This is a genomic window from Mucilaginibacter aurantiaciroseus (genome assembly GCF_024055595.1).
Taxonomy (GTDB): domain Bacteria; phylum Bacteroidota; class Bacteroidia; order Sphingobacteriales; family Sphingobacteriaceae; genus Mucilaginibacter; species Mucilaginibacter aurantiaciroseus.
The window spans coordinates 524,347-546,478 of record NZ_JAMXOF010000003.1 but is presented as its reverse complement, the minus strand read 5'-3'; the positions used below and the strand labels follow the sequence as shown (position 1 = coordinate 546,478).

Genomic DNA, 22,132 nt, shown 5'->3' with positions numbered 1-22,132 from the left:
CTACTTGATACTCGATACTAATGTAAATCTACAGCGTCCTCTTCGTTGATAAGTAGCTCAAGCTTTACAGATTCGATGTTCTGGTCAGATTTTTTTAGTACCGTAATATTGTATCCGTTGCTCTCTTTTTGCTCGCCCACGTCAGGGATCTTACCAAAGATATGGCCTAACCAGCCAGATACGGTATCAAAATCGCCATCCTCTGGCAGGTCATGCGGCAGATGCTCGTTTACGTCGTAGATCGGCGCAAGCGCATTAACCACAAACTCGCGGTCGTTCAGTTTTTCAACAATAGGTTTCTCTTCGTCGAACTCATCCTGGATCTCGCCGACTAATTCTTCAACAATGTCTTCCAACGTAACCATGCCGGCAGTACCGCCAAACTCATCAGATACAATGGCTATCTGGATGCGCTTTTGCTGCAGTTCAGCCATCAGATCATTGATCTTTTTGGTTTCTGGGATAAAGTATGGCTTGCGAATAATGTCTTTCAATACAATCTGTTCGCCACGGGCAAGCAACGGTAAAATATCTTTCGCGTGTACAATACCTACAATCTTATCTATCACCTCATCATACACCGGCATCCTGGAGTAACCTTCAGTTATTAATATTTCTAAAAGAACTTCCTTACTGGTATCCAATTCAATACCAGATATTTTGGTACGGGGCACCATGATGTTCTTCACCACACGTTCGTTAAAATCAAATACGTTCTGGATCAGCTCATGCTCGTTAGAATCCAATGCGCCGGTTTCTTTACCCTGGTCAAGCAAAAACTGCAACTCTTCTGATGAGTGATGCGCCTCGCCACCTTCTAAGGTGGTTATTCCAAATAGTTTCAGGATGAAGTTGGCAAAACCGTTAAGCAACCAGATGAACGGGCGAAACACCACGAAGAAAAACCTCAATGGCAATGATACCGCCAATGTTGTGCGTACCGATTTTTGAATAGCTAATGATTTTGGTGCAAGCTCGCCGAATACAATATGTAAGACGGTAATAGCCACGAATGACAAAACGTGACTGGCAGTAATAAAGCCCGGGGTAAGCGTAATACCCATGCCCAGGAATGCACGCAATACGATGTTTGTGACCACACCCTCGCCCACAACACCAAGCCCCAGTGATGCAATGGTAATACCCAACTGCGTGGCAGCCAGGTAACCATCTAAATTATGTAAAATGCCCCTTGCAACTTTAGCTACACCGCTTCCGGATTTAGCCTTTAATTCAATTTGCGAGCCTCGTACCCTCACAATGGCAAATTCTGCTGCCACGAAAAATCCGTTTAGCAATACCAGGAATATGGTAAGGAAAATATAGAAGGCACTAATATCGTAAGGTCCGGGGTCCATTTATTGATTTATTTGTGATCGGGGAAGGTAGACTTATAAAGATCTAAACCTTCTTGAATTACTTTGTGTGCATAACGTACACCCAGCAAATGCTCAATGGTTACGTTCTTACCTTCCAGCACTTTATAATCGCTAAAAAAGCGTACAATCTCTTTCATAGCGTGTGGCGGCAATTCGGCAAGGTCGTTAATGTAGTTAACCGACATGTCGTTTTTTGCTACCGCGATGATCTTGTCATCCTGCTCGCCGTTATCAACCATATGCATAACGCCTACTACTTTTGCCTCGATGATCGACATCGGGAAAACATCTATAGAACAAAGTACAAGGATATCCAAAGGGTCATTATCATCGCAATAGGTTTGCGGGATAAAGCCATAGTTGGCCGGGTACATTACCGATGAAAATAAAACCCTGTCTAACTTTAACAGGCCCGAATCTTTATCTATTTCGTATTTTGCTTTAGAACCTTTTGGTATCTCAATTATCGCGTTTACTATCTCAGGAATATTATCACCCGGTGAAACCTGATGCCAGGGGTGTTGTGTGCTCATGTATATCTATTTAAAATTCTATTCATCTTTTGATTTTGCGTATTGTCTTTTCACAAAAGCAATAATCAGCGGAATTGTTGTAATTATTATTAATCCGAGTACAATGTACTGCAGATAGTCTTTTAACTCGGGGAAGCGCTTGCCCAAAAAATACCCGGCTAATGTTAGAGTTGTTACCCAGGCAACGCTGCCAATTATGTTGTAAACAGTAAATTTTTTAATATCTACTTTAACAACACCTGCAAATATAGGGGCAAAAGTCCTAACTATAGGGAAAAATCTGCCTAAAATCAAAGCCATGCCTCCATATTTAGCATAAAACTCTTCAGCAACAGCTATGTAACGCTTCTTAAAAAAGAACGAATCGTTCTTGCTGAATAGTACCGGCCCCGTTCGATAACCAAACCAATAGCCTGTATAATTACCCAAAATACCCGCACCTATAAGCGAAAGTACCAGTGTATAAATAGGGACATGGATGATACCCGCGGCGCTTAACAAACCTGCCAAGAACAGCAAATAATCGCCGGGTAAAAAGAAACCAAAAAACAAACCGGTTTCAGCATATACTACTATAAGCAACAGGTAAAACCCACCACTGCTCAAAATAGACTGTGCGTCGGTTAAATTTTGAAGGTATTCCCAAAGGTTTTCCATTAACTATATCCGTAAAACTACAAATATTAAATCAAATTAGCCTCACCTAAATCCTCTCAAAAAAAGAGGGCTTTAATTTCTTTTTCACCTCCCTTTCCTTCGGAGAGGGCCGGGGTGAGGCTTTCTCAATTAAATTAGGGTGGATATAAACGACGGGTAAATGCCTATAACTATGGTCGCGATAGCAGAAAAGCCTAATACAAATTTGTAGTAAGCAGGCACTTCAACCTCGGCACGCTCGGCAGTACGGAAGTACATGGCTATTATAACCCTGAAATAATAGAAGATACTAATGATAGCATTTACAACCGCAACTATTACCAACCAGGTATTGTATTGTGCCAAAACACCGCTAAACATAAAGAACTTACCAATAAAACCAGCCGTTAACGGGATCCCCGCTAATGATAGCATACTTACGGTAAGTACCAATGCCAGGAAAGGGTTTTTCTTAGCCAGGCCGTTAAAGCCTTCAAAGTTATCGCTGCCGGTTTGTTGCCTCACCAGTATTAATGCGCCAAAGGCGATAATAGATGCGATAGAATAAGCCGTAGCGTAAACAAATATCGAATTAGCCGAACCTGCACCTAAGGCCACAATAGCGAACAATAGGTAACCCGCGTGTGATATGCTCGAAAAAGCCATCATCCGTTTAAAGCTTTGTTGATATAGTGCGGTGATGTTACCGATGAATAACGTAGCGATAGTGATAGCCAATAATACCGGCGTCCAAAATGCGGCGATGGTTGAAAAGCAAGCCGCGAATAGGCGCAGGAATGCCGCAAAACCAGCCACTTTAACCACGGTAGACATGAACAAGGTAATCAGCGAAGGTGCGCCTTCGTAAACATCCGGCGTCCAGAAATGGAACGGTGCCGCACCCACCTTAAAGCAAAGGCCAACAATGATCAATAATATACCAGTGTAAAACATTGGGTCGATGTTACGGGGATGGGTAACAACCCATTCACGAATGGTATCCAGGTCAAACGAGCCTGATGAACCGTAGATCAACGCAATACCAAACAACAGGAAACCTGTTGAAAATGCACCCATCAAAAAGTACTTTAAAGCGGCCTCGTTTGACGCAAAATCGCTCTTACGAATACCTGCGAGGATATATAAGCTTACCGACATAATCTCGATACCGATGAACATCATCACCAGGTTGTGGTACGATACCATGACGATAATTCCTGCTAATGAGAACAAGATGATGGCGTAATATTCCGCAATATGGTTGCTTATTTTTTCGAAGTATCCTTTAGATAATAAAAGGATCAGGATAGTGGACACGATGCTTACCACAGAAAATGCAACCGAGAAGTTGTTGAACAACATCATGCCGCTGTAAATTGGTACAGCGTTGTCATTCCATTGTGCAACTGCTGCACCTAAAGCTATCAGCAAACCAATAATGGTTACCGGCAATAAAGCTTTCTGAACTTTATATAAACCCAGGTACAATAATATAATGGGTAAAACAGATATGATTATTAGCGTAGTCATATATAAATTCTAAAAGCCTCCGTTGTTAAATTTAGCACTTACGGTGTTCACCAAATTGGTTACCGCAGCTTCTGATATATGCAGGATAGGTTGCGGATACACGCCAATGGCGATGATTAGCACACAGATGATACCCAGCACCAGTTTCTCTGAACCGGCTATGTCGGTAAACGTTAGCGTTAGCTCGTTGGCTTCGCCCTGCATTACATTCTTGTACATACGCAGCATGTAAACCGCGCCAAATATGATGGTTAAACCTGCAATCGCCGCAAACCAAATGTTATAGTTAAATACACCTTTCAATAATAAAAACTCGCCTACAAAACCATTGGTTAATGGCAAGGCAACAGTTCCTAAAAGAATAATTAAAAATGCGATGGAAAAATTTGGCGCCACTTTAGCGATGCCACCCATCTGGCTAATGTCACGGGTATTTAAACGGCGGCTGATGATATCCCAGATAAAGAACATCCCCACAACATTAATACCGTGACTAAGCATTTGAATCATCGCACCTTGCACACCCTGTGTTGTCCAGGCGAAGATACCGGCGGCTATTAAGCCAACGTGCGCAATAGATGAATAAGCTACCAAACGCTTACCGTCGGTTTGCTTAAATGCGATCAGTGATGCGTAAACAACACCAATAACCGAAAGTATCATTACCAGATTTTGCCATTGCAGGAAGCCTGCGGGTGCATTCGGAATTAACCAGCGGATAACACCATAGATCCCCATTTTTAGCATGATACCAGACAACATCATGGTACCAGCCGATGGTGCTTCGGTATATGTATCGGGCTGCCAGGTATGGAACGGGAACAAAGGCATTTTGATAGCGAAAGCTATAAAGAACGCCCAAAATACCCAGGATTGTTGTGTTAGTGTTAAGCTTAAATTGTAAAAGCCGTTTATGTCATAAAGCTTATTTGGCGTTTGCAGGTACAGGTAAATGATACCCAACAGCATAAACAACGAACCGGCAAAGGTGTAAATGAAGAACTTGATGTTGATTCGGATACGGTTCTCGCCGCCCCACAATGCACAAATAAAGTAAATAGGAATCAACGCTGCTTCCCAGCCCACATAAAATAAGAAACCATCTAACGCGGTAAATACGGTTAACAAACCGGCTTGCATAAACAGGATAAGCGCGTAAAATGCTTTAGCGTTCTTGTATTCGTGTTTGTAGGTAGTAAGGATAATTAGCGGGACAAGCAAAGTGGTCAATAAAACCATTACCATGCTAATGCCATCTATACCCGCCTTAAAGTAAACACCCATTTGAGGAATCCACGGTAGGTCAAGGCCATACTGTACAGATGCATCGGGCACAAACCCAGCAAGGAAATAGCCGGCCAGGCCAAGCTCTATTACAGCGAAAAATAATGCCGCGTGCTTTGCAGCCTCGTTCTTAACTAACAGCACTAATAGTGCTGCCAAAACCGGTAAAAAAAGTAAAATACTAACCGTCATTTTATATGGTAAACGCTAAGCGCTTATATTTTAATTAAACTGTACAACAAAATAGCAATAATACCCACCACCATCATAAATATGTAGAAACCTACATTACCTGTTTGCAACAGGCGCAGGCCTTTACTCGTTTCTAATGTTCCTTTACCCAAGCCGTTCACAAAGCCATCTATACCCAAAAGCTCAACCACTTTATAAAAGAATACCGAAATGGCATCCAATGGCTTGCGAATGATCTTATCGTATAATTCGTCTATATAGAATTTATGGTAGGACAGGTTTCCCAATGTAGGGCGTTCTTCTTCATCAGATACCGGCACATGCGCGCCCCTAACGTATTTGCTGTAGGCATAACCTAAGGCTACCAACGCAATGCCTACAGATACTGCCATCAGAATCCATTCGGTGCTGTGGCTTAGTTCGTGTTCGCCAAGTATTTTGTGTGATGCCTCAAATACAGGTGCAAGGTAAGCGCCTAATTCGTGGTGGCCACCCATAACTGCCGGTACGCCTATCATACCTGCAACGGCAGATAGTATAGCCAACACGATCAATGGGATGGTCATGTTTGCAGGTGACTCGTGCAAGTGATGTTCCTGCTCATGTGTGCCGCGGAATTTACCCCAAAAGGTTAAGTACATCATCCTAAACATGTAGAACGAGGTTAAACCCGCAGTAATAACACCTACTACATAAAACGTTGTGCTATGCGCAAAGGCCGCGGCCAAAATTTCGTCCTTTGAAAAGAAACCCGAGAATGGAGGGATACCCGCGATAGCAATAGTACCAACCAGCATGGTCCAAAAGGTAATACCTATCTTGCTTTTTAAGCCGCCCATTTTGCGCATGTCCTGCTCACCGCTCATGGCGTGGATAACAGAACCCGCACCCAGGAACAGTAGTGCTTTAAAGAACGCGTGCGTTAACACGTGGAAGAATGCACCGGTGTAAGCGCCAACGCCTAAACCCAAAAACATATAACCTAATTGCGATACGGTTGAATAGGCCAGTACTTTCTTTATATCAGTCTGGGTTAAGGCGATCAATGCTGCAAACGCCGCGGTGGCCAAGCCGATGATGGCGATAACTTCCATGGTATGTGGCGCAAGCGTAAACAGGATGTTTGAGCGGGCTATCATGTAGATACCTGCTGTAACCATTGTTGCCGCATGGATCAAGGCCGATACCGGGGTTGGGCCGGCCATCGCATCGGGCAACCAGGTAAACAAAGGTAACTGTGCCGATTTACCAACCGCACCTACAAATAACAATAAGGTAATTAATACTATTGGTGCGCCTGCAGCAACCGCAACCGGTGCTTTAGGGAAAATGTCAGCGAAGTTTGTGCTGCCGAATGTGTTTACCAGTAAGAAAATGCCCAGCAAAAAGCCAAGGTCACCAATACGGTTCATCACAAATGCTTTCTTAGCAGCATCCGCATAACTTGGGTTGGTATACCAGAACCCGATAAGCAGGTACGAGCATAAGCCTACACCTTCCCAACCAATAAACATCACCACATAGTTGCTACCCATTACAAGCAGCAGCATAAAGAAAACGAACAGGTTTAAGTAAGCAAAAAACTTACCGAAGCCATTATCATCATGCATATAGCCAATTGAATACAGGTGGATCAGGAACCCCACACCTGTAATGATTAGCAGCATAATGGAGCTTAGCTGATCTACCAGGAATGCAAAAGGAATGTGGAAGCTACCAACCGAGATCCAATCGAACAGGTTTACCTCTATAGGCACGCCCGAGTTTTTTATCTGGAAGAAAGCAGCAACACTTAAACCAAATGCAATCAATACCAATAAGCTACCGATAGCACCGATAATACCTTTAGACAGGGTATTGCGCCCCAGTCCGTTAATAACAAAACCGGCTAAGGGTAGTACAGGAATAAGCCAGATCAAATTGTCCATAAGCCCCTTCTAAATCTCCTCCGCTGGTTAGCGGAGAGACTTTTTATTTTTTAAATTGTATAATACTCGTTTTAAAAATCGCTTGCCTTTTCTAAGGCCCTCCCTTCCGTGGAGGGTTTGGGTGGGGCCTACCACTTCAACCTGTTCAGTACGTTAATATCGATACTGTTGGTATTGCGGTATATCATTACGATTATAGCTAGCCCTACTGCAACCTCTGCAGCGGCCAGGGCCATAATAAAAAATACAAATACTTGGCCGGCTGCATCGCCACGGTAAACCGAAAAAGCGGTAAGCAGCAGGTTAACCGAGTTAAGCATTAGCTCAACCGACATAAATATAACGATGGCGTTACGGCGTAATAAAACACCCATCACGCCTATCGAAAATATGATAGTGCTTAATAAAATGTAGTGGTTAAGCGGTACCGCTTGAATGGTTTGGGTTAAACTTTCCATCAGATGGTTGCTTTTGGTTCTTTAGGGTCTTTTGTGGCCAGCAATACAGCGCCTACCATTGCCGATAACAGCAATACCGACGATACCTCAAATGGCAACAAAAATTCGTGGAATAATACTTTACCTAGGTTTTTCACCAGGCCAAGCTCGGGGTTCTTTAATACCACCGGGTCTGACACGCCTAATGATTTTAATGAAGATACCAATGCTACTGCCAGTATGCCACCACCAAATACCGCGGCTATCTTCACCATAAATGGCTTAACGGGCTCGCTCTCCTTATTCAGGTTTATCAGCATCAGCGTGTATAAGAACAATACCAGTATCGCACCCATATAAACAATAAAGTTTACGATAGCCAGGAACTGGGCATTCATTAATATATAATGGATGGTGAAGGTAAAAAAGGTAAGTATAAGGTACAATATGCTATGCACCGGGTTTTTTGCAGAAATAACCAGTATTGAAAAGAATATGGATAAAAACGCGATGAAGTAAAATGTACTCATGTTTATATTTTACAATATACTTTTGCTTGCTTAAATAGCTGGGCAAAGGTATAAAACTTCTGTTATTGATTTAAAGGTGCCTCTACTAATTTATCTTTGCCGTAAATAAAGTCTTTACGCAGGTAATCTGATTGTACAATGTCGCCGTCCAGGTATATTGCTTCTTTAGGGCAGGCCTCTTCACATAATCCGCAGAAAATACAACGCAACATGTTTATCTCGTAAACGGCAGCGTATTTTTCTTCGCGGTATAAGTTCTCCTCACCCTTCTGGCGCTCTGCAGCTTGCATCGTGATCGCTTCGGCAGGGCACGATAGCGCACAAAGGCCACAAGCGGTACAACGTTCGGCACCATTTTCATCGCGCTTAAGCGAGTGCAGGCCACGATAGTTTTCAGAAAATTCGCGTTTTACATCAGGATAGGCTATAGTAACCGGTTTTTTAAAGAAGTGCTTCATGGTGATGGCTAAGCCGCTCACTATAGCAGGCAGGTAAGCCCTCTCCCAAAAATTGAGCGGCTTAACTTTTAATTGCTTCTTTTTATTACTTAATGATTCCATTGAAAATAACCTCTCTCTAATTAAATAAAGTAATAACAATACCGGTAACAACAATATTAGCGATGGCTAAAGGGATCAATATCTTCCAGCCCAGGTCCATCAACTGATCGTAACGGAAACGCGGGATTGTCCAGCGTACCCACATAAAGAAGAAGATGAACCCGAAGATCTTGACAAAAAATACAGCTGTACCAATTAGCGGGCCTATAACCGGGCCAACATGCGCGGTAACCCAATCCATCCCCGGGTAGTTATACCCCCCCCAGTAAAGAGTTGCCATCACTGCCGATGAAATGAACATGTTGATATATTCGGCAAACAGGTAAAAACCAAGTTTCATCGACGAATACTCGGTATGGTAGCCACCAACAAGCTCAGTTTCACACTCCGGTAAATCGAAAGGTGTACGGTTAGTTTCAGCAAAAGCACAAACCAGGAACAGGATAAAACCTACCGGTTGGTAGATCACGTTCCAGTGCCAGCCATGTTGTTGCTGGGCAATTTCGCCAAGGCTTAATGTACCGGTAACCAATAACAGGGCAATGATAGAAAGCCCCATCGAAATTTCGTAGCTGATGTTTTGCGAGGCCGCGCGGATAGCGCCTAATAAAGAGTATTTATTGTTTGATGCCCAGCCGCCTATCATTACGCCGTAAACGCCTAATGATACTACACCAAATATATAAAGGATACCTACGTTAATATCTGTAACCTGTAACGGGATAACTTTACCGCCGATAACAAGATCTTGTCCCCAAGGAATAACTGCCGAACCAATACATGCGGTAAGGATAGCTAACGAAGGGCCAACTATGAACAGGAATGGTGTTGCATTCGTAGGGATGATCTCTTCCTTCATGAACATTTTGGCACCATCAGCCAGTGGCTGTAAAATACCAAACGGGCCTGCGCGGTTAGGACCAATCCTGTCCTGGAAAAAAGCCGCAATTTTGCGCTCGGCATAGGTAGAATACATGGCTACTACCAGGCTTATCAAGAATATAATAATGATGAGGCCAAATTTTATGGCAATGTCTGCTAATTCCATTACAGGCGTGTCTCCCTTTCAAATTGTTCTTTATTCGCTTCCATCAATACAGGGTTGGTTTTAACAACCGGCAGCGGGTGAAGCGTATCGTAGTGGTTTGAGTTGATAACAGATTTGTGAGAAACTTTACGCGGGCCTTCTATCACCCAGTCGCTGGTTTTCTTTTTATCAAAACGGCAGGTATTGCAAATAAATTCTTCTGCTTCGCCGTACTCATCTTTACGCGCAGTTACACGAATAACATCCTCGCCTTTATACCATAAGGTAACCTTGCCACAGCATTTTGGGTTCTCGCATTCGCGATGTGCCTCAACCGGCTTGGTAAACCAAACACGATTTTTAAAACGGAAAGTTTTATCGGTTAAAGCACCTACAGGGCAAACGTCAATTACGTTTCCTGAGAAATCGTTATCAACTGCTTTTTGGATGTAAGTGGAAATTTCTGAATGATCGCCACGGTTTAAAATACCATGGATGCGGTGATCGGTGATCTGGTCAGCTACAAAAACACAACGGTAGCAAAGGATGCAGCGCGTCATGTGCAGTTGAATTTTATCGCCAATGTCTATTTTTTCGAATGTACGGCGGTCAAACTCGTAGCGGGTTTTAGCCGCGCCGTGTTCGTAAGCCAAATCTTGAAGGTGGCACTCACCTGCCTGGTCGCACACAGGGCAATCTAACGGGTGGTTGATCAATAACATCTCTACCACGCCCTTGCGCGCCTCAATAACCTCCGGCGAAGTGATGTTTTTCACTTCCATACCATCCATTACGGTTGTGCGGCAGCTTGCTACCAGCTTTGGCATAGGGCGAGGGTCTTTTTCAGACCCTTTAGTTACCTGCACCAAACAGGTACGGCATTTACCGCCGGTGCCTTCCAGCTTGGAGTAATAGCACATAGCAGGCGGAACAATATCACCCCCAATCAGCCTCGCGGCGTTCAGGATGCTTGTCCCGGCTTCTACTTCAATAGGAAATCCGTCTATCGTTACCTTCATTTGACTTTCGTCTTTTTATATTTTTGTCACCCTGCGGCAATTATTATTCAGTATGTCCTTGCGAGCGTAGCGTGGCAATCTCAGCATATCCGCTTGTACTATGAGATTGCTTCGTTTCTCGCAATAACATAGTTTATTAGACTACTTAACTCGTTGCTACTTCCAATTTAGGTAATGGGTCTGCGTAATGCGCAATTCCATAATTACCGCTCAACGCTGCCGACGGGTTAGTTACATGCCATTCAAACTCATCCCTAAAGTGGCGGATCGCGCTGGCTACAGGCCATGCTGCCGCGTCACCAAGCGGACAAATAGTATTACCTTCAATTTTCTTTGATACATCAATCAACAGGTCCATATCGCTCATTTTACCGTGGCCATATTCCAGGCGATGTAAAACTTTTTCCATCCAACCGGTACCTTCTCGGCAAGGCGAACATTGTCCGCAGCTTTCATGGTGATAAAAACGAGCGAAGTTCCATGTGTTACGTACAATACATTGGTCTTCATCGTAAGCTATAAACCCACCAGAACCCATCATGGTGCCACTAACAAAACCACCATCAGCTAATGATTCATAGCTCATCAGGCGTGGTTCGTTATTAATGGTTTTCAGGAACAGGCTAGCAGGCAGGATAGGTACAGATGAACCACCTGCAACAACCGCTTTTAAACGTTTGCCGTTGGCAATACCACCGCAATATTCGTCGCTATATAAAAATTCTTCAGCCGGCAGGCCGAGGTCAATTTCATAAACACCGGGCTTACGTAAGTTACCACCTGCAGAGATTAGTTTTGTACCGGTACTACGGCCAATACCTAATTTCGCATACTCGTCGCCACCTTCGTTAATAATAGGCACAACAGCTGCTATTGACTCTACGTTATTTACTACCGTTGGGCAGCCATACAAACCCGCAATAGCCGGGAACGGAGGTTTTATTCTTGGGTTACCACGTTTACCTTCTAATGATTCTAACAAAGCGGTTTCTTCACCACAGATGTAAGCACCACCACCCGGTTGTACATAAAGCTCCAGGCTGTAATCGGTACCTAAAATATTTTTACCTAAAAATCCTTTTGCTTTTGCTTCGGCAATTGCCTTTTCCAGGATCCGGATCTGCGGCATCATTTCGCCGCGTACGTATATGTATGATGTTTTTGCACCCAGCGCAAAACTGGCTACTATCATCCCCTCAATTAACAAGTGAGGGATATGGGTCATTAAATAACGGTCTTTAAAAGTACCGGGTTCAGATTCATCGGCGTTACAAACCAGGTAACGCTCAACACCTTCGGGTTTAGCCAAAAAGCTCCATTTCATCCCGGTAGGGAAACCTGCACCACCACGGCCGCGCAAGCCCGATTTTTTAACCTCTTCCACCACTTCATCGGGTGTTAAGGTTTTCAGGGCTTTTTCAACAGCCGCGTAACCGCCTTTTGAGCGGTAAACATCAAATGTATTTATGCCCGGTACGTTTATATGTTCTAAAAGTAATTTACGTGCCATTACTAATATATTTTATTACTAAATTTATAAGCAACTATATGATTTTTAATACAGTTTGTAAGTATCATAACCGTTGATAGGCCAATTATCAGGCTGTATCGCTCGGGCATTTGCACCAATATATAAAGCAGGATGCCTGCTAATAATGTAATGTCCCAGGTAATAAGCCTTGTTCTGTCCTTCATGTTAATTATTAACTTTTTGCCTTAGGTCACCAATCAGTTTATCAACAGATTCGGTAGTTAAGTTTTCGTAAAAAGTATACTCGGGGCCAATTTGCAGCACCGGGCCAAAGCCACATGCAGCAAGGCACTCTACGCCTCTCCAGCTAAATAAGCCATCGGGGGTAACGTCGCCTTCGGGTACACCAAGCGTTTTTTCAATATGTTCCATTATTGGCGTTGCGCCTACAATTTCGCAAGGGCCGGTACGGCAAACCTCTAACATGTACTTGCCTTGCGGCTTTAAAAAGTACATGGTATAAAATGATGCCACCTCATAAACCTCTATCGGTTGAATATCCAGGTACTCGGCAACTTTATCCATTGCGGGTATGCTGGTCCAGCCAAACCCGGCCTGCACTAAATGCAGAATAGGCAACAGGGCCGATTTTTGTTTCCCCGCAGGGTAACGGCTAACTACATCAGCAAACTTGCTGAGCAATTCCGGCGAAAATGTTACCGGGGTATTGGTATCCTGTACACTAAGCATCTAACTCTCCGGCTATAACGTTTAAACTACTCATGTTAATAATAGCATCAGATAATAACATCCCCTTGCTCATTGGCGCATACATCTGGTAATTGATGAAACTTGGCCTGCGGAAATGTAAGCGGTACGGCGAGCGGCCACCATCATTGATGAGGTAAAAGCCTAATTCGCCGTTTGCACCTTCTACCGCGTGGTAAACCTCGGCATTAGGGGTATCTACCTCTCCCATCACAATTTTAAAGTGATAGATCAAAGCTTCCATGTTATTATATACTTCCTCTTTTGGAGGCAGGTAAAACGCCGGTACATCCGCGTGGAATATATCGGTTGGTTCTTTTTCTATTTTGGCAAGCGCTTGCTCTATAATGCGCAGGCTTTGCCACATTTCTTCGTTACGTACCAAAAAGCGGCTGTAAACGTCGCCGTTCTCGCCAACTGGTACTTCAAAGTCAAAATCTTCATAAGATGAGTACGGCTCCATGGCGCGCACATCATAATCAACACCTGTAGCACGCAAGATTGGGCCGCTCCAGCTGTAGCTTAATGCATCGGCTGCGGTAACGGCCGCAACATCTTTAGTACGATCAACAAAGATGCGGTTACGGTTAAACAAGGCTTCAAATTCTCGCAGTACCACCGGGAACCTAACCAAAAACTTTTTAATCTTGGCGAATGCTATAGGATTGAAGTTACGTTCGAAACCGCCTATACGGCCAATATTTGTTGTTAAACGCGAGCCGCAAATTTCTTCATAGATCTCGTAAATTTCTTCGCGATGCTCCATCATGTACAGGAAGCCTGTAAAAGCGCCGGTATCAACACCCAACACACCGTTACAAATAATATGATCGGCAATACGGGCCAGTTCCATGATAATTACACGCATGTAATCAACACGTTTTGGCATTTGTATGTCCAGCAGTTTTTCAACCGTCATGTGCCAGCCCATGTTGTTTATGGGTGATGAACAGTAGTTAAGCCTATCCGTAAGTGGGGTTATCTGGTAAAATGGGCGGTGCTCGGCAATTTTTTCAAACGCACGGTGTATGTAGCCTATGGTTGATACGCCGCTTACAATGCGTTCGCCATCCATCTGCAATACATTCTGGAACACACCGTGTGTTGCAGGGTGTGTTGGGCCCAGATTTAGCGTGGAATACTCCGTTTGCGGATCGTTATCAGTATATACCGGGTGGTTCTGCATTTATATTATCTCCCGAAAAAGTAATCTTTTTTATCAACACGGTTTGGATCTTCCAGCGGGAATTCTTTCCTCATCGGGAATACCGTCATGTCATCAACATTAAGTATCCTGCGCAGGTCCGGGTGGCCGTCAAATATCACCCCAAAAAAGTCGTATGTTTCACGCTCCATCCAGTTGGCGCCATCCCAAATGGCGGATGCCGTAGGGATATGCAAGTCTTCTAAAGTAAGACCCACTTTTATGCGAATGCGTGTATTTGTTGTTAAGCTATGTAAATGGTAAACTACCACGATCTGTTTCTCCAGCTCGGGGTAATGTACTGCGGTAAGGTCTGTTAAATAGATGAACTGTAATACATCATCTGTTTTCAGAAAACTTAATACTTCGTTAATATTTTCTTTATTGGCCTCAACAGTAAGCAAGCCAAAATCGGCACCTGTTTGGGTAACCTGGCCGGCAAAATTATCATTAAGCCTTTGTAGTAATTCTTCGTTAGATATTTTAGCCATTATTGGATACCATATTTAGCCATCAATTCTTGGTACTTAGGCTCCTCGCGCCTGCGCAAAGTTTCGGTTTGTACCAGTTTTTGGATTGCCATAAAACCATCAATAATAGCCTCGGGGCGCGGAGGGCAACCAGGCACGTAAACATCCACCGGGATAACTTCATCAATACCCTGCAGTACAGAGTATGTATCAAATATACCACCGCTTGATGCACAAGCGCCTACAGCCATCACCCAACGTGGTTCGGCCATTTGCAGGTAAACCTGGCGTAATACCGGGCCCATTTTTTTAGATATAGTACCCATTACCATCAAAAGATCGGCTTGGCGGGGCGAAAAACTAAGCCTTTCGGCGCCAAAACGGCTTAAATCGTAATGCGAACCCATGGTAGCCATAAACTCGATGCCGCAGCAAGATGTTGCGAATGGTAACGGCCATAAAGAGTGTGAACGTGCCAAACCCACTGCCTGATCAAGCTTGGTGGCAAAAAACCCCGATCCTTCAACACCCGCAGGGGCTTCAACTATTTGAATATCGCTCATTATATTCCTTATCAAATAATATTAAATGCTCAGTTATAACTGACGTGCAAATTTACAATAATTACGATGTAACAGATACACTATGAAGCCCCGGGAATATATTTAGAATCAGTCTAAACTAATGACCTGTAACCCCCTCTATATCTCCCCTTGCTGGAGAGACTTTTTATATAAGCACTCCATACCGCAGAGGGCTTAGGTGGAACTTCTTTAATCCCAGTTTAAAGCGCCTTTTTTTATGATGTAGAAGAAACCGGCAAGTAACGTGCCCATAAAAATGAACATCTCTATCATCCCGGTGGAACCAAGATCGCGGAAGTTTACCGCCCAGGGGTACATAAATATCACCTCTACATCAAACAACACAAACAGTATAGCTACCAGGAAGTATTTGATTGACATTGGTGAACGGGCGTTACCTACCACTTCGATACCCGACTCGAATGGGGTAAGTTTATCTTTAGTTTTACGCTTAGGGCCAATTTTGTGGGTTACAACCATGGTTGTAACAACAAACCCCATAGCCACCATCATCTGGAATATGATGGGCAGATAGTTGACAGGTAAACTTTTTAATTCCATGGTGCAAATATACAAATGAGTACATAATAAAAAAGCCCCCGTTAGTTAACGGAGACTTTTTTAATTTATTTATAAAACAATATGATTATTTACCTCTGCTAGATGCGCCGCCTTTGCGGGAGAAAAACGCTACTACCTGTTTATTAGTAGGGTCATTATCTCTTGCTTTTGTATAGTTCTCAGTAGCCTTGGCCATGTCTTTTTCTTTAAACTCAGCAAAGGTTGCTATATAAACATAAGCTTCAGCTAATTCTTTCTTTACTTTATCGGTAGGTGTACCACCTTTAGCGGTAGTTGTCTCAATATATTTTTCATAAAAAGGCTTAGAATAACCCACAATATTATTACGGTCTTTATCCTTTAACTCGTTTACACGGGCACGGAATAAATACGCGTTAGGGTCGGTTGGTGCTTTTTGCGTTACATAGCTAAATGCAGAATCTGCTTTTGCAATAGTAGCTTCTGCATCAGGGCTTTTCTCGTTGTAAGAGAAGTAGTAACTAACTCCTTCATAGAAATGATCTAATAATTTCACATTCCTGCCTTTTTGAGTATAAACGTGATAAGCATCACCAGCCTCAGCGTATTTCTTTTGCCCGTAAAGCGCTTTCGCAATTTCCGGATAAACATCTACCTGTGTGGTATCAATCGCGATAGCTTTACGCAATGAAGCAACACCTAATGAATCTTGCTTAGAAGCAATTTGCAAACGGCCCAGGTAAACATAATCACGAGGTATCACACGTTTAGGGTCGGCCTTAGTAATCCAGGTATTCATTGCAGTTAAACCTGCAGGATAATCTTTATTCTCATAGGCAGAATACGCCAGGTAACGATAAATTTTCAAGTTGCTGTTAGCTGCGCTTGATAAAGCAGCGGCCTCTGTTTGTAAGGTTTTAAAATCACCCGATAGTAACAAGAAGTCGGCATAACGTAAGCGTGATTCTAAAGACAAGTCGGTTAACGACAGGTATTTTTTATACTGCTCAGTAGCTTCTTTAATTTTTGCTGAAGCCATTTTTGGATCGGCAAATGCCCAACGCACGTCGGTTTCTGCCCATTCGCGGTAAGCAGGGCCGTAGTTAGGATCTATAGCTAAAGCTGCTTTGAATTCCGTTTCTGAACTCTCGAAGTTATTAGCATATTTCCAAATAACACCGGTTGCTACTTTAGCATGAGCCAATTTAGGGTCAAGGTCTAAAGCCGATTGGTAGTTACCCAATGCTTCGGTGTTTTTTGTTTGGGTGCGCAATGCATCACCTAAGGCAACCAAAATTTCGGCGTCTTTAGCGTTAACAATTTTACCCTTTGTTAATACTGCAATAGCAGCATTTGCATCTGCAGCAGGTACTTTACCGTCAACATTATTTAACAAGTAAGCTTTGCCCACGTATAAATATGGTTTACTGTCTTTACCTGCCAAAGCTACTGCCTGGTTAAAATTTGTTATAGCGGTTGCTTTGTCTTTATCTAAGAACGCGGCAGCACCTAAACCTGCATAGTTTAATGCCGATTTTGGATTTACAGCAATACCTTTCTGGAAATTGGTTTTTGCTGAATCGGGATATTCCTGAAGAATATACACCCAACCAAGATAAAAGAAGTTCTCGTCCTTAGTAGGCTGGGTTACGGTTAAATTCTTAAGCATCGATTTTGCTTTCTGATACTGTTCTGCATCTATCGCTTTTTTTGCATCGGCTATGCTCTGCGCAAAAACTGAAGAGCCAACAAGTGTCAGGGCTAATACTATCTTACTTATCTTACTGATCATTTTCATCCTTAGTTTGTTATGTATATAGTTAGTGTGTTATATGTAATTCCCGTTGCGGGATAGAATCAGGGAGTAAGCCCGATCTTAGTATTATTCGTTGTCCGCGTTCGCTTGCTAAAAACGATGCAAAGCCCGAGCCTAAACCCTTCCTGCCTGTGCAATCTATTATATATAACGACCTGCTTAACGGATACGTATGTTGGACAAGAGTTGTTTGCGAAGGTTTAAAGTACTCGTTGGGTGCAGTTTTACTGCTTTCGTCCTTAACGCCTACAATTTTAACCTTACCAACAGCATCCGCATAGTCCTTATCAGGGTCGTTTAGCCATGCAAAGCCCGTTATCCCTATCGAATTAGGGTGTGTACTTACGTACTTTATAACCTCTTTACTTGAACTTAACGCATAAATATTTTTTTGCTTTAACGCTTTATTGCCAGATAAGGTCTTCAAATACCTTACCAAACTTGAGTTAGGGTTATCAAACACTATACTTTTATCTGTTTTCGACTTTCCGTTCAGCATGCTTTTGATCTCATTTACCGAGATCGTGGTATCATTTGACACATTATTTACGATAAGCGCAACAGCGTCTATCGCAAATTTATTAACGTTTGGTATCAATGAGCGCCTTTTTAATACGCCAAGTTCGGCAGTATCCAGGGTGCGCGCCATAATAACTACCCTTGCTTTATCATTCATTAAATTATTTACAACCTCGCTTTCGGGTTTATAAGTAATTACAGGGTTAGCCTGGGGGTAACTTGACTTAAAAACATACAACTCTTCGTCCACTATGGGCGAAAAAGACTCGTCCCCATAAAATTGCGCTGTACCAAAAGTAAACCCGTCCAGTGGTGCCTTTTTGGCTGTGTTTTGCTGGCAGCTTTGTAATACAGCCAAAAAGGCTACACCCAAAAACAATTTAGTACTAAGCTTCATTGGGGTCCTTTCTTAAATAACGCGAAAAGCGTAAAACTGCATAAATAATTATAATACAACCAAAAATGGTTTTTTGCGGCTTTGGTAGCTGGCTCAAAAAACTATCCCAAAAGATGATCATGAGCCCTAAAGCTATAAAGCAAATAAATGCAGTAACTCCTAAAATAAGCAAAAACCGCCTTTTGGGCGATTTTTGCTTCTCATTGTTATTTGATAACATTAATTTTTATTCTGACGTCAGTGTAAAGTTTACCGGGATACTGTATTGTACACGAACCGGGCGACCGTTTTGTATACCTGGTCTCCACCTGGGTGACTTTTTCAATACACGAATTGCTTCTTCGTCACACCCGCTACCAATACCACGCACAACTTTAATATCTGTTAACGAGCCGTCTTTTTCTACAACGAATGTACAAATTACACGTCCTTGAACGTTGTTCTCTTTCGCGATAGAAGGATATTTAATGTTGTTACCCAAGTATGAGTAGAATTTAGATTCACCACCAGGAAACGTTGGAGATTGCTCTACCGCGGCAAAGATCTGGTTAGGGTTTTCTTCTACTACCTGCTTAACATCAGAGTTACCAACCGGCTCATCAATTGTGATAGCTTGGTTAGGGTCACCCTTTTGATCTTTCTGGCCCGGATCAGCAACTTTCAATTCCTCTACGGTTGGCGGGTCTTTTTCGCGTACCTCATTATCCGGTTTTACAACAGGAGGAGGGAAACGCACCTGGTCAACCTTTGGTTTAGGTGGTTCTGGTGGCGGTGGCGGTGTTTTAACCGCTTCATTTACGGGAGGTGGAGGCAGTAACACTTCGGTAACCTTCACCTTTTCATCAGCTTTGGGGATAAATCCCTCTATTGCATTGAGGATTGTTTTAAAAGATATAAGTAAAACAAATGCTGCTACACCAATTATAAGGGCCTTGTTTGTATTACGAGGATTGTCCCTTCTAAGTTCGTAAGCACCATAAGCTTTGTTACGGCCTGAAAAAACAACGTCAATCCACTGCTTGTTTAGTATGTCTAATTTTGATCCAAACATTATGTTATAACGTTAAATTACTGTAATTTTTTCATTAATAATTGCCATCGCGCTTAAGCAATTCTACTTCAACCGGTAGTATATCTACAATCGCGTAAGATTGTACGTTTGTTATTTTCATTTCATCCAAAATGTCAACCAAATTTTTATAGTTTGATTTGTCGCTTGGTTTGATCAACACAACCATATAGTTACCAAAACTTGCCTGAATTTCTTTGCCTTTTTCAATAAGCGTTTTACGGATACCATCTTTGCCGTACCCTTCGGTAGTAGGCTGCAATTTACCCGGCTCGCCAATAAACCATTCCAATTTATTGTTAGCACCTAACAAAATTGTCATAGATCGTGAAGCGGCTACTGGTAACTGCTCTTTGGTTTTCTCGTCCTTATTGGGCATGGTTACATCCATTGCTTTCGGTTTAGAAAGCGTAGTGGTAAGCATGAAGAAGGTTATTAACAAGAAGGCCAAATCCACCATCGCGGTTAAATCCACACGCGTTGAGGCTTTTTTACTTCTTACTTTCCCGCCTTTTTTACCCCCGCCGGAGGTGTCTAATTCTGCCATGTTTAATTTGTTTTAGGTGCAGCTCTAATTGTAGTAATTAGACTAAATTTGTCAAGTTTTTGTTTTTGAAGTATCCCAATAACCATTTTAATGGTCGGGTACTCTTCTTTATTATCTCCTTTGATAGATATCCTTAAGGCTTTGTTGTGTAAGGCCACATCAGCTTTGCGCGCTTCGCGGATCCAGTCGGAAAGTTCGTTATTAGCTGTCGTATCCGCTGGGATACCTGGTTGTTTGAACTCCTTTTTCTGCGCGGCGTCTAAGGAAAGGAAGCTTTTAAGCTGATTCATCGGCACCCCAAATATTGGTGTACCTGAGAATTTTTTTTGCTCTTCCGGAGTGAATTGTACATTGTATTTCTCACCCATTTGTTTAAGCGTTTGAATACGAATGTCGTTACCATCTACAGTAAAGAAAACTTTTTGCTCAGCTATTGTTAGCATCAACACATTATCATCAGGTATTGGCTGAGTGGTTGATGATGCAGGTATATCTACCGGTACAGGGTCTTCTGTACGGGGTTTTGCTGTTAATATAAAGAAAGTAAGCAAAAGGAAGGCTACGTCGCACATGGCGGTCATATCTATCGAGGTGCTCTTTCTCTGGACTTTTACTCTTGGCATCTTATTCCTTTTTTAATATAATAATGTAAAGATAGTTAATTAACGCAGTTGTCAGAATTATATTTTGTTATAATAGATATTTGCGCACTAATATTTTACAAAAATTATTTTTTGTGTGATGCAGCGAATGTTTGAACGATGCTAAAACCAGTTTCGTCAATCGCGTAAGTCAGTTTATCAATTTTAGAAGTAAACAAGTTGTACATTACAATTGATACAGCTGAAGTACCGATACCTAACGCAGTGTTGATAAGTGCCTCAGAGATACTGTTTGATAACGCTGATTGATTTGGAGCACCAGCCGCAGCTAACTCACCAAAGGCCTTGATCATACCGATTACTGTACCTAACAAACCGGTTAATGTACCGATTGATACCAAAGTAGCGATGATGGTTAAGTTTTGCTCTAACATTGGCATTTCTAAAGCTGTTGCTTCTTCGATGTCTTTTTGGATAGCTAAAGCTTTTTGCTCAACGTCTAAAGTTTGATCAAATTCCATCTCTTTGTATTTTTTCAAACCAGATTTGATAACGTTTGCTACCGAACCTTTTTGTTTGTCGCACTCAGCACTTGCGCCGTCGATGTTACCTGAATTTAATAAAGATTGGATCTTTCTAACGAAAGTGTCAACATTACCTGTACCAGATGCTTTGCCAATAACTACAAACCTTTCAATTGAAAACACGATAACCATTAACAGGTATGACATGATCAGAGGCACAATAACGCCACCTTTGTGTACGGTACCGAATAAATCGCCTGGGTTTGGTTCGTTTGCAGGATCGCCACCTTTGTAGTGACTTGGGTGACCTAAGATGAATACAAATATCAAAATTGCCACTACTATACAGATAGGGATGGTCAAAGTTGCAAATGCGCCCGATGCACTTGAGCTTTCTTTAACAGGAGTAGTTGGTTTTGTTGGTGCGTTTGCCATTACTTTTTAATTTTTAGTTTTCGTTTTGTTTATAATATAAGTTAATAAAATGTGTGCCTTTTAAGCGAATAACAAAAATAGAATTTAAATGAAATAAAAAAACTTTTTATGTAATTCTTTATAATTATTTA

24 protein-coding genes are annotated in these 22,132 nt (G+C 42.4%); all 24 read right to left on the bottom strand.

Annotated features, from left to right (window positions below):
- Nucleotides 1-17: 17 nt before the first annotated feature.
- The 24 genes from NAF17_RS15745 to NAF17_RS15630 all read right to left on the bottom strand — a co-directional run bounded on the left by NAF17_RS15745 (nucleotide 18) and on the right by NAF17_RS15630 (nucleotide 22,001).
- The gene (locus NAF17_RS15745) at nucleotides 18-1,358 is read right to left on the bottom strand and encodes a hemolysin family protein (RefSeq protein WP_252758967.1); all 1,341 of its coding nucleotides are present in this window, start codon (nucleotides 1,356-1,358) and stop codon (nucleotides 18-20) included.
- 8 nt (nucleotides 1,359-1,366) lie between these two features.
- The gene (locus NAF17_RS15740) at nucleotides 1,367-1,912 is read right to left on the bottom strand and encodes an inorganic diphosphatase (protein ID WP_252758966.1); all 546 of its coding nucleotides are present in this window, start codon (nucleotides 1,910-1,912) and stop codon (nucleotides 1,367-1,369) included.
- An 18-nt stretch (nucleotides 1,913-1,930) separates the two neighbouring features.
- A complete protein-coding gene (locus NAF17_RS15735; protein WP_252758965.1) occupies nucleotides 1,931-2,569 on the bottom strand; it encodes a DedA family protein in 639 nt (212 codons plus the stop codon).
- A gap of 129 nt (nucleotides 2,570-2,698) precedes the next feature.
- A complete protein-coding gene (locus tag NAF17_RS15730; RefSeq protein ID WP_252758964.1) occupies nucleotides 2,699-4,078 on the bottom strand; it encodes an NADH-quinone oxidoreductase subunit N in 1,380 nt (459 codons plus the stop codon).
- A gap of 9 nt (nucleotides 4,079-4,087) precedes the next feature.
- The gene (locus NAF17_RS15725; RefSeq protein ID WP_252758963.1) at nucleotides 4,088-5,554 is read right to left on the bottom strand and encodes a complex I subunit 4 family protein; all 1,467 of its coding nucleotides are present in this window, start codon (nucleotides 5,552-5,554) and stop codon (nucleotides 4,088-4,090) included.
- Between the two features lie 23 nt (nucleotides 5,555-5,577).
- Nucleotides 5,578-7,482 carry an NADH-quinone oxidoreductase subunit L gene (nuoL, locus tag NAF17_RS15720; RefSeq protein WP_252758962.1) on the bottom strand — a complete coding sequence of 635 codons (1,905 nt, stop codon included), beginning with the start codon at nucleotides 7,480-7,482 and terminating at the stop codon, nucleotides 5,578-5,580.
- Between the two features lie 128 nt (nucleotides 7,483-7,610).
- The gene (gene nuoK, locus NAF17_RS15715) at nucleotides 7,611-7,940 is read right to left on the bottom strand and encodes an NADH-quinone oxidoreductase subunit NuoK (RefSeq protein WP_252758961.1); all 330 of its coding nucleotides are present in this window, start codon (nucleotides 7,938-7,940) and stop codon (nucleotides 7,611-7,613) included.
- A complete protein-coding gene (locus NAF17_RS15710) occupies nucleotides 7,940-8,449 on the bottom strand; it encodes an NADH-quinone oxidoreductase subunit J family protein (RefSeq protein ID WP_252758960.1) in 510 nt (169 codons plus the stop codon). Before NAF17_RS15710 ends, nuoK begins: the two co-directional genes overlap by 1 nt.
- Nucleotides 8,450-8,511: 62 nt before the next feature.
- On the bottom strand, nucleotides 8,512-9,009 hold the full coding sequence (locus NAF17_RS15705; protein ID WP_252758959.1) for a NuoI/complex I 23 kDa subunit family protein: 498 nt from the start codon (nucleotides 9,007-9,009) through the stop codon (nucleotides 8,512-8,514).
- Between the two features lie 16 nt (nucleotides 9,010-9,025).
- Nucleotides 9,026-10,057, bottom strand: coding sequence for an NADH-quinone oxidoreductase subunit NuoH (gene nuoH / locus NAF17_RS15700; RefSeq protein WP_252758958.1), 1,032 nt, complete (start codon nucleotides 10,055-10,057; stop codon nucleotides 9,026-9,028).
- Nucleotides 10,057-11,055 (bottom strand): NADH-quinone oxidoreductase subunit G, encoded by a 999-nt coding sequence (locus tag NAF17_RS15695; RefSeq protein ID WP_252758957.1) that lies wholly within the window; start codon nucleotides 11,053-11,055, stop codon nucleotides 10,057-10,059. Before NAF17_RS15695 ends, nuoH begins: the two co-directional genes overlap by 1 nt.
- Before the next feature lie 145 nt (nucleotides 11,056-11,200).
- Nucleotides 11,201-12,565: an NADH-quinone oxidoreductase subunit NuoF gene (gene nuoF / locus NAF17_RS15690; protein ID WP_252758956.1), complete on the bottom strand. Its 1,365-nt coding sequence runs from the start codon at nucleotides 12,563-12,565 to the stop codon at nucleotides 11,201-11,203.
- 2 nt (nucleotides 12,566-12,567) lie between these two features.
- Nucleotides 12,568-12,750: a hypothetical protein gene (locus NAF17_RS15685; RefSeq protein WP_252758955.1), complete on the bottom strand. Its 183-nt coding sequence runs from the start codon at nucleotides 12,748-12,750 to the stop codon at nucleotides 12,568-12,570.
- 1 nt (nucleotide 12,751) lies between these two features.
- A complete protein-coding gene (locus NAF17_RS15680) occupies nucleotides 12,752-13,276 on the bottom strand; it encodes an NADH-quinone oxidoreductase subunit NuoE family protein (protein WP_252758954.1) in 525 nt (174 codons plus the stop codon).
- Nucleotides 13,269-14,480, bottom strand: coding sequence for an NADH-quinone oxidoreductase subunit D (locus tag NAF17_RS15675; protein WP_252758953.1), 1,212 nt, complete (start codon nucleotides 14,478-14,480; stop codon nucleotides 13,269-13,271). Before NAF17_RS15675 ends, NAF17_RS15680 begins: the two co-directional genes overlap by 8 nt.
- 5 nt (nucleotides 14,481-14,485) lie before the next feature.
- Nucleotides 14,486-14,989, bottom strand: a complete 504-nt coding sequence (locus NAF17_RS15670; RefSeq protein ID WP_252758952.1) for an NADH-quinone oxidoreductase subunit C — start codon at nucleotides 14,987-14,989, stop codon at nucleotides 14,486-14,488.
- Nucleotides 14,989-15,531 (bottom strand): NADH-quinone oxidoreductase subunit B, encoded by a 543-nt coding sequence (locus NAF17_RS15665; protein WP_252758951.1) that lies wholly within the window; start codon nucleotides 15,529-15,531, stop codon nucleotides 14,989-14,991. The genes NAF17_RS15670 and NAF17_RS15665 overlap by 1 nt, the downstream gene beginning before the upstream one ends.
- 210 nt (nucleotides 15,532-15,741) lie before the next feature.
- Nucleotides 15,742-16,113: an NADH-quinone oxidoreductase subunit A gene (locus tag NAF17_RS15660; protein ID WP_252758950.1), complete on the bottom strand. Its 372-nt coding sequence runs from the start codon at nucleotides 16,111-16,113 to the stop codon at nucleotides 15,742-15,744.
- A gap of 85 nt (nucleotides 16,114-16,198) precedes the next feature.
- On the bottom strand, nucleotides 16,199-17,884 hold the full coding sequence (locus NAF17_RS15655; protein WP_252758949.1) for a tetratricopeptide repeat protein: 1,686 nt from the start codon (nucleotides 17,882-17,884) through the stop codon (nucleotides 16,199-16,201).
- Nucleotides 17,885-17,912: 28 nt separating this feature from the next.
- Nucleotides 17,913-18,824 carry a PstS family phosphate ABC transporter substrate-binding protein gene (locus NAF17_RS15650; RefSeq protein ID WP_252758948.1) on the bottom strand — a complete coding sequence of 304 codons (912 nt, stop codon included), beginning with the start codon at nucleotides 18,822-18,824 and terminating at the stop codon, nucleotides 17,913-17,915.
- Nucleotides 18,825-19,050: 226 nt separating this feature from the next.
- On the bottom strand, nucleotides 19,051-19,875 hold the full coding sequence (locus tag NAF17_RS15645) for an energy transducer TonB (protein WP_252758947.1): 825 nt from the start codon (nucleotides 19,873-19,875) through the stop codon (nucleotides 19,051-19,053).
- Nucleotides 19,876-19,909: 34 nt separating this feature from the next.
- On the bottom strand, nucleotides 19,910-20,440 hold the full coding sequence (locus NAF17_RS15640; protein ID WP_252758946.1) for an ExbD/TolR family protein: 531 nt from the start codon (nucleotides 20,438-20,440) through the stop codon (nucleotides 19,910-19,912).
- Between the two features lie 2 nt (nucleotides 20,441-20,442).
- Nucleotides 20,443-21,063 carry an ExbD/TolR family protein gene (locus tag NAF17_RS15635; protein WP_252758945.1) on the bottom strand — a complete coding sequence of 207 codons (621 nt, stop codon included), beginning with the start codon at nucleotides 21,061-21,063 and terminating at the stop codon, nucleotides 20,443-20,445.
- 104 nt (nucleotides 21,064-21,167) lie between these two features.
- Nucleotides 21,168-22,001: a MotA/TolQ/ExbB proton channel family protein gene (locus NAF17_RS15630; protein ID WP_252758944.1), complete on the bottom strand. Its 834-nt coding sequence runs from the start codon at nucleotides 21,999-22,001 to the stop codon at nucleotides 21,168-21,170.
- Nucleotides 22,002-22,132: the final 131 nt, after the last annotated feature.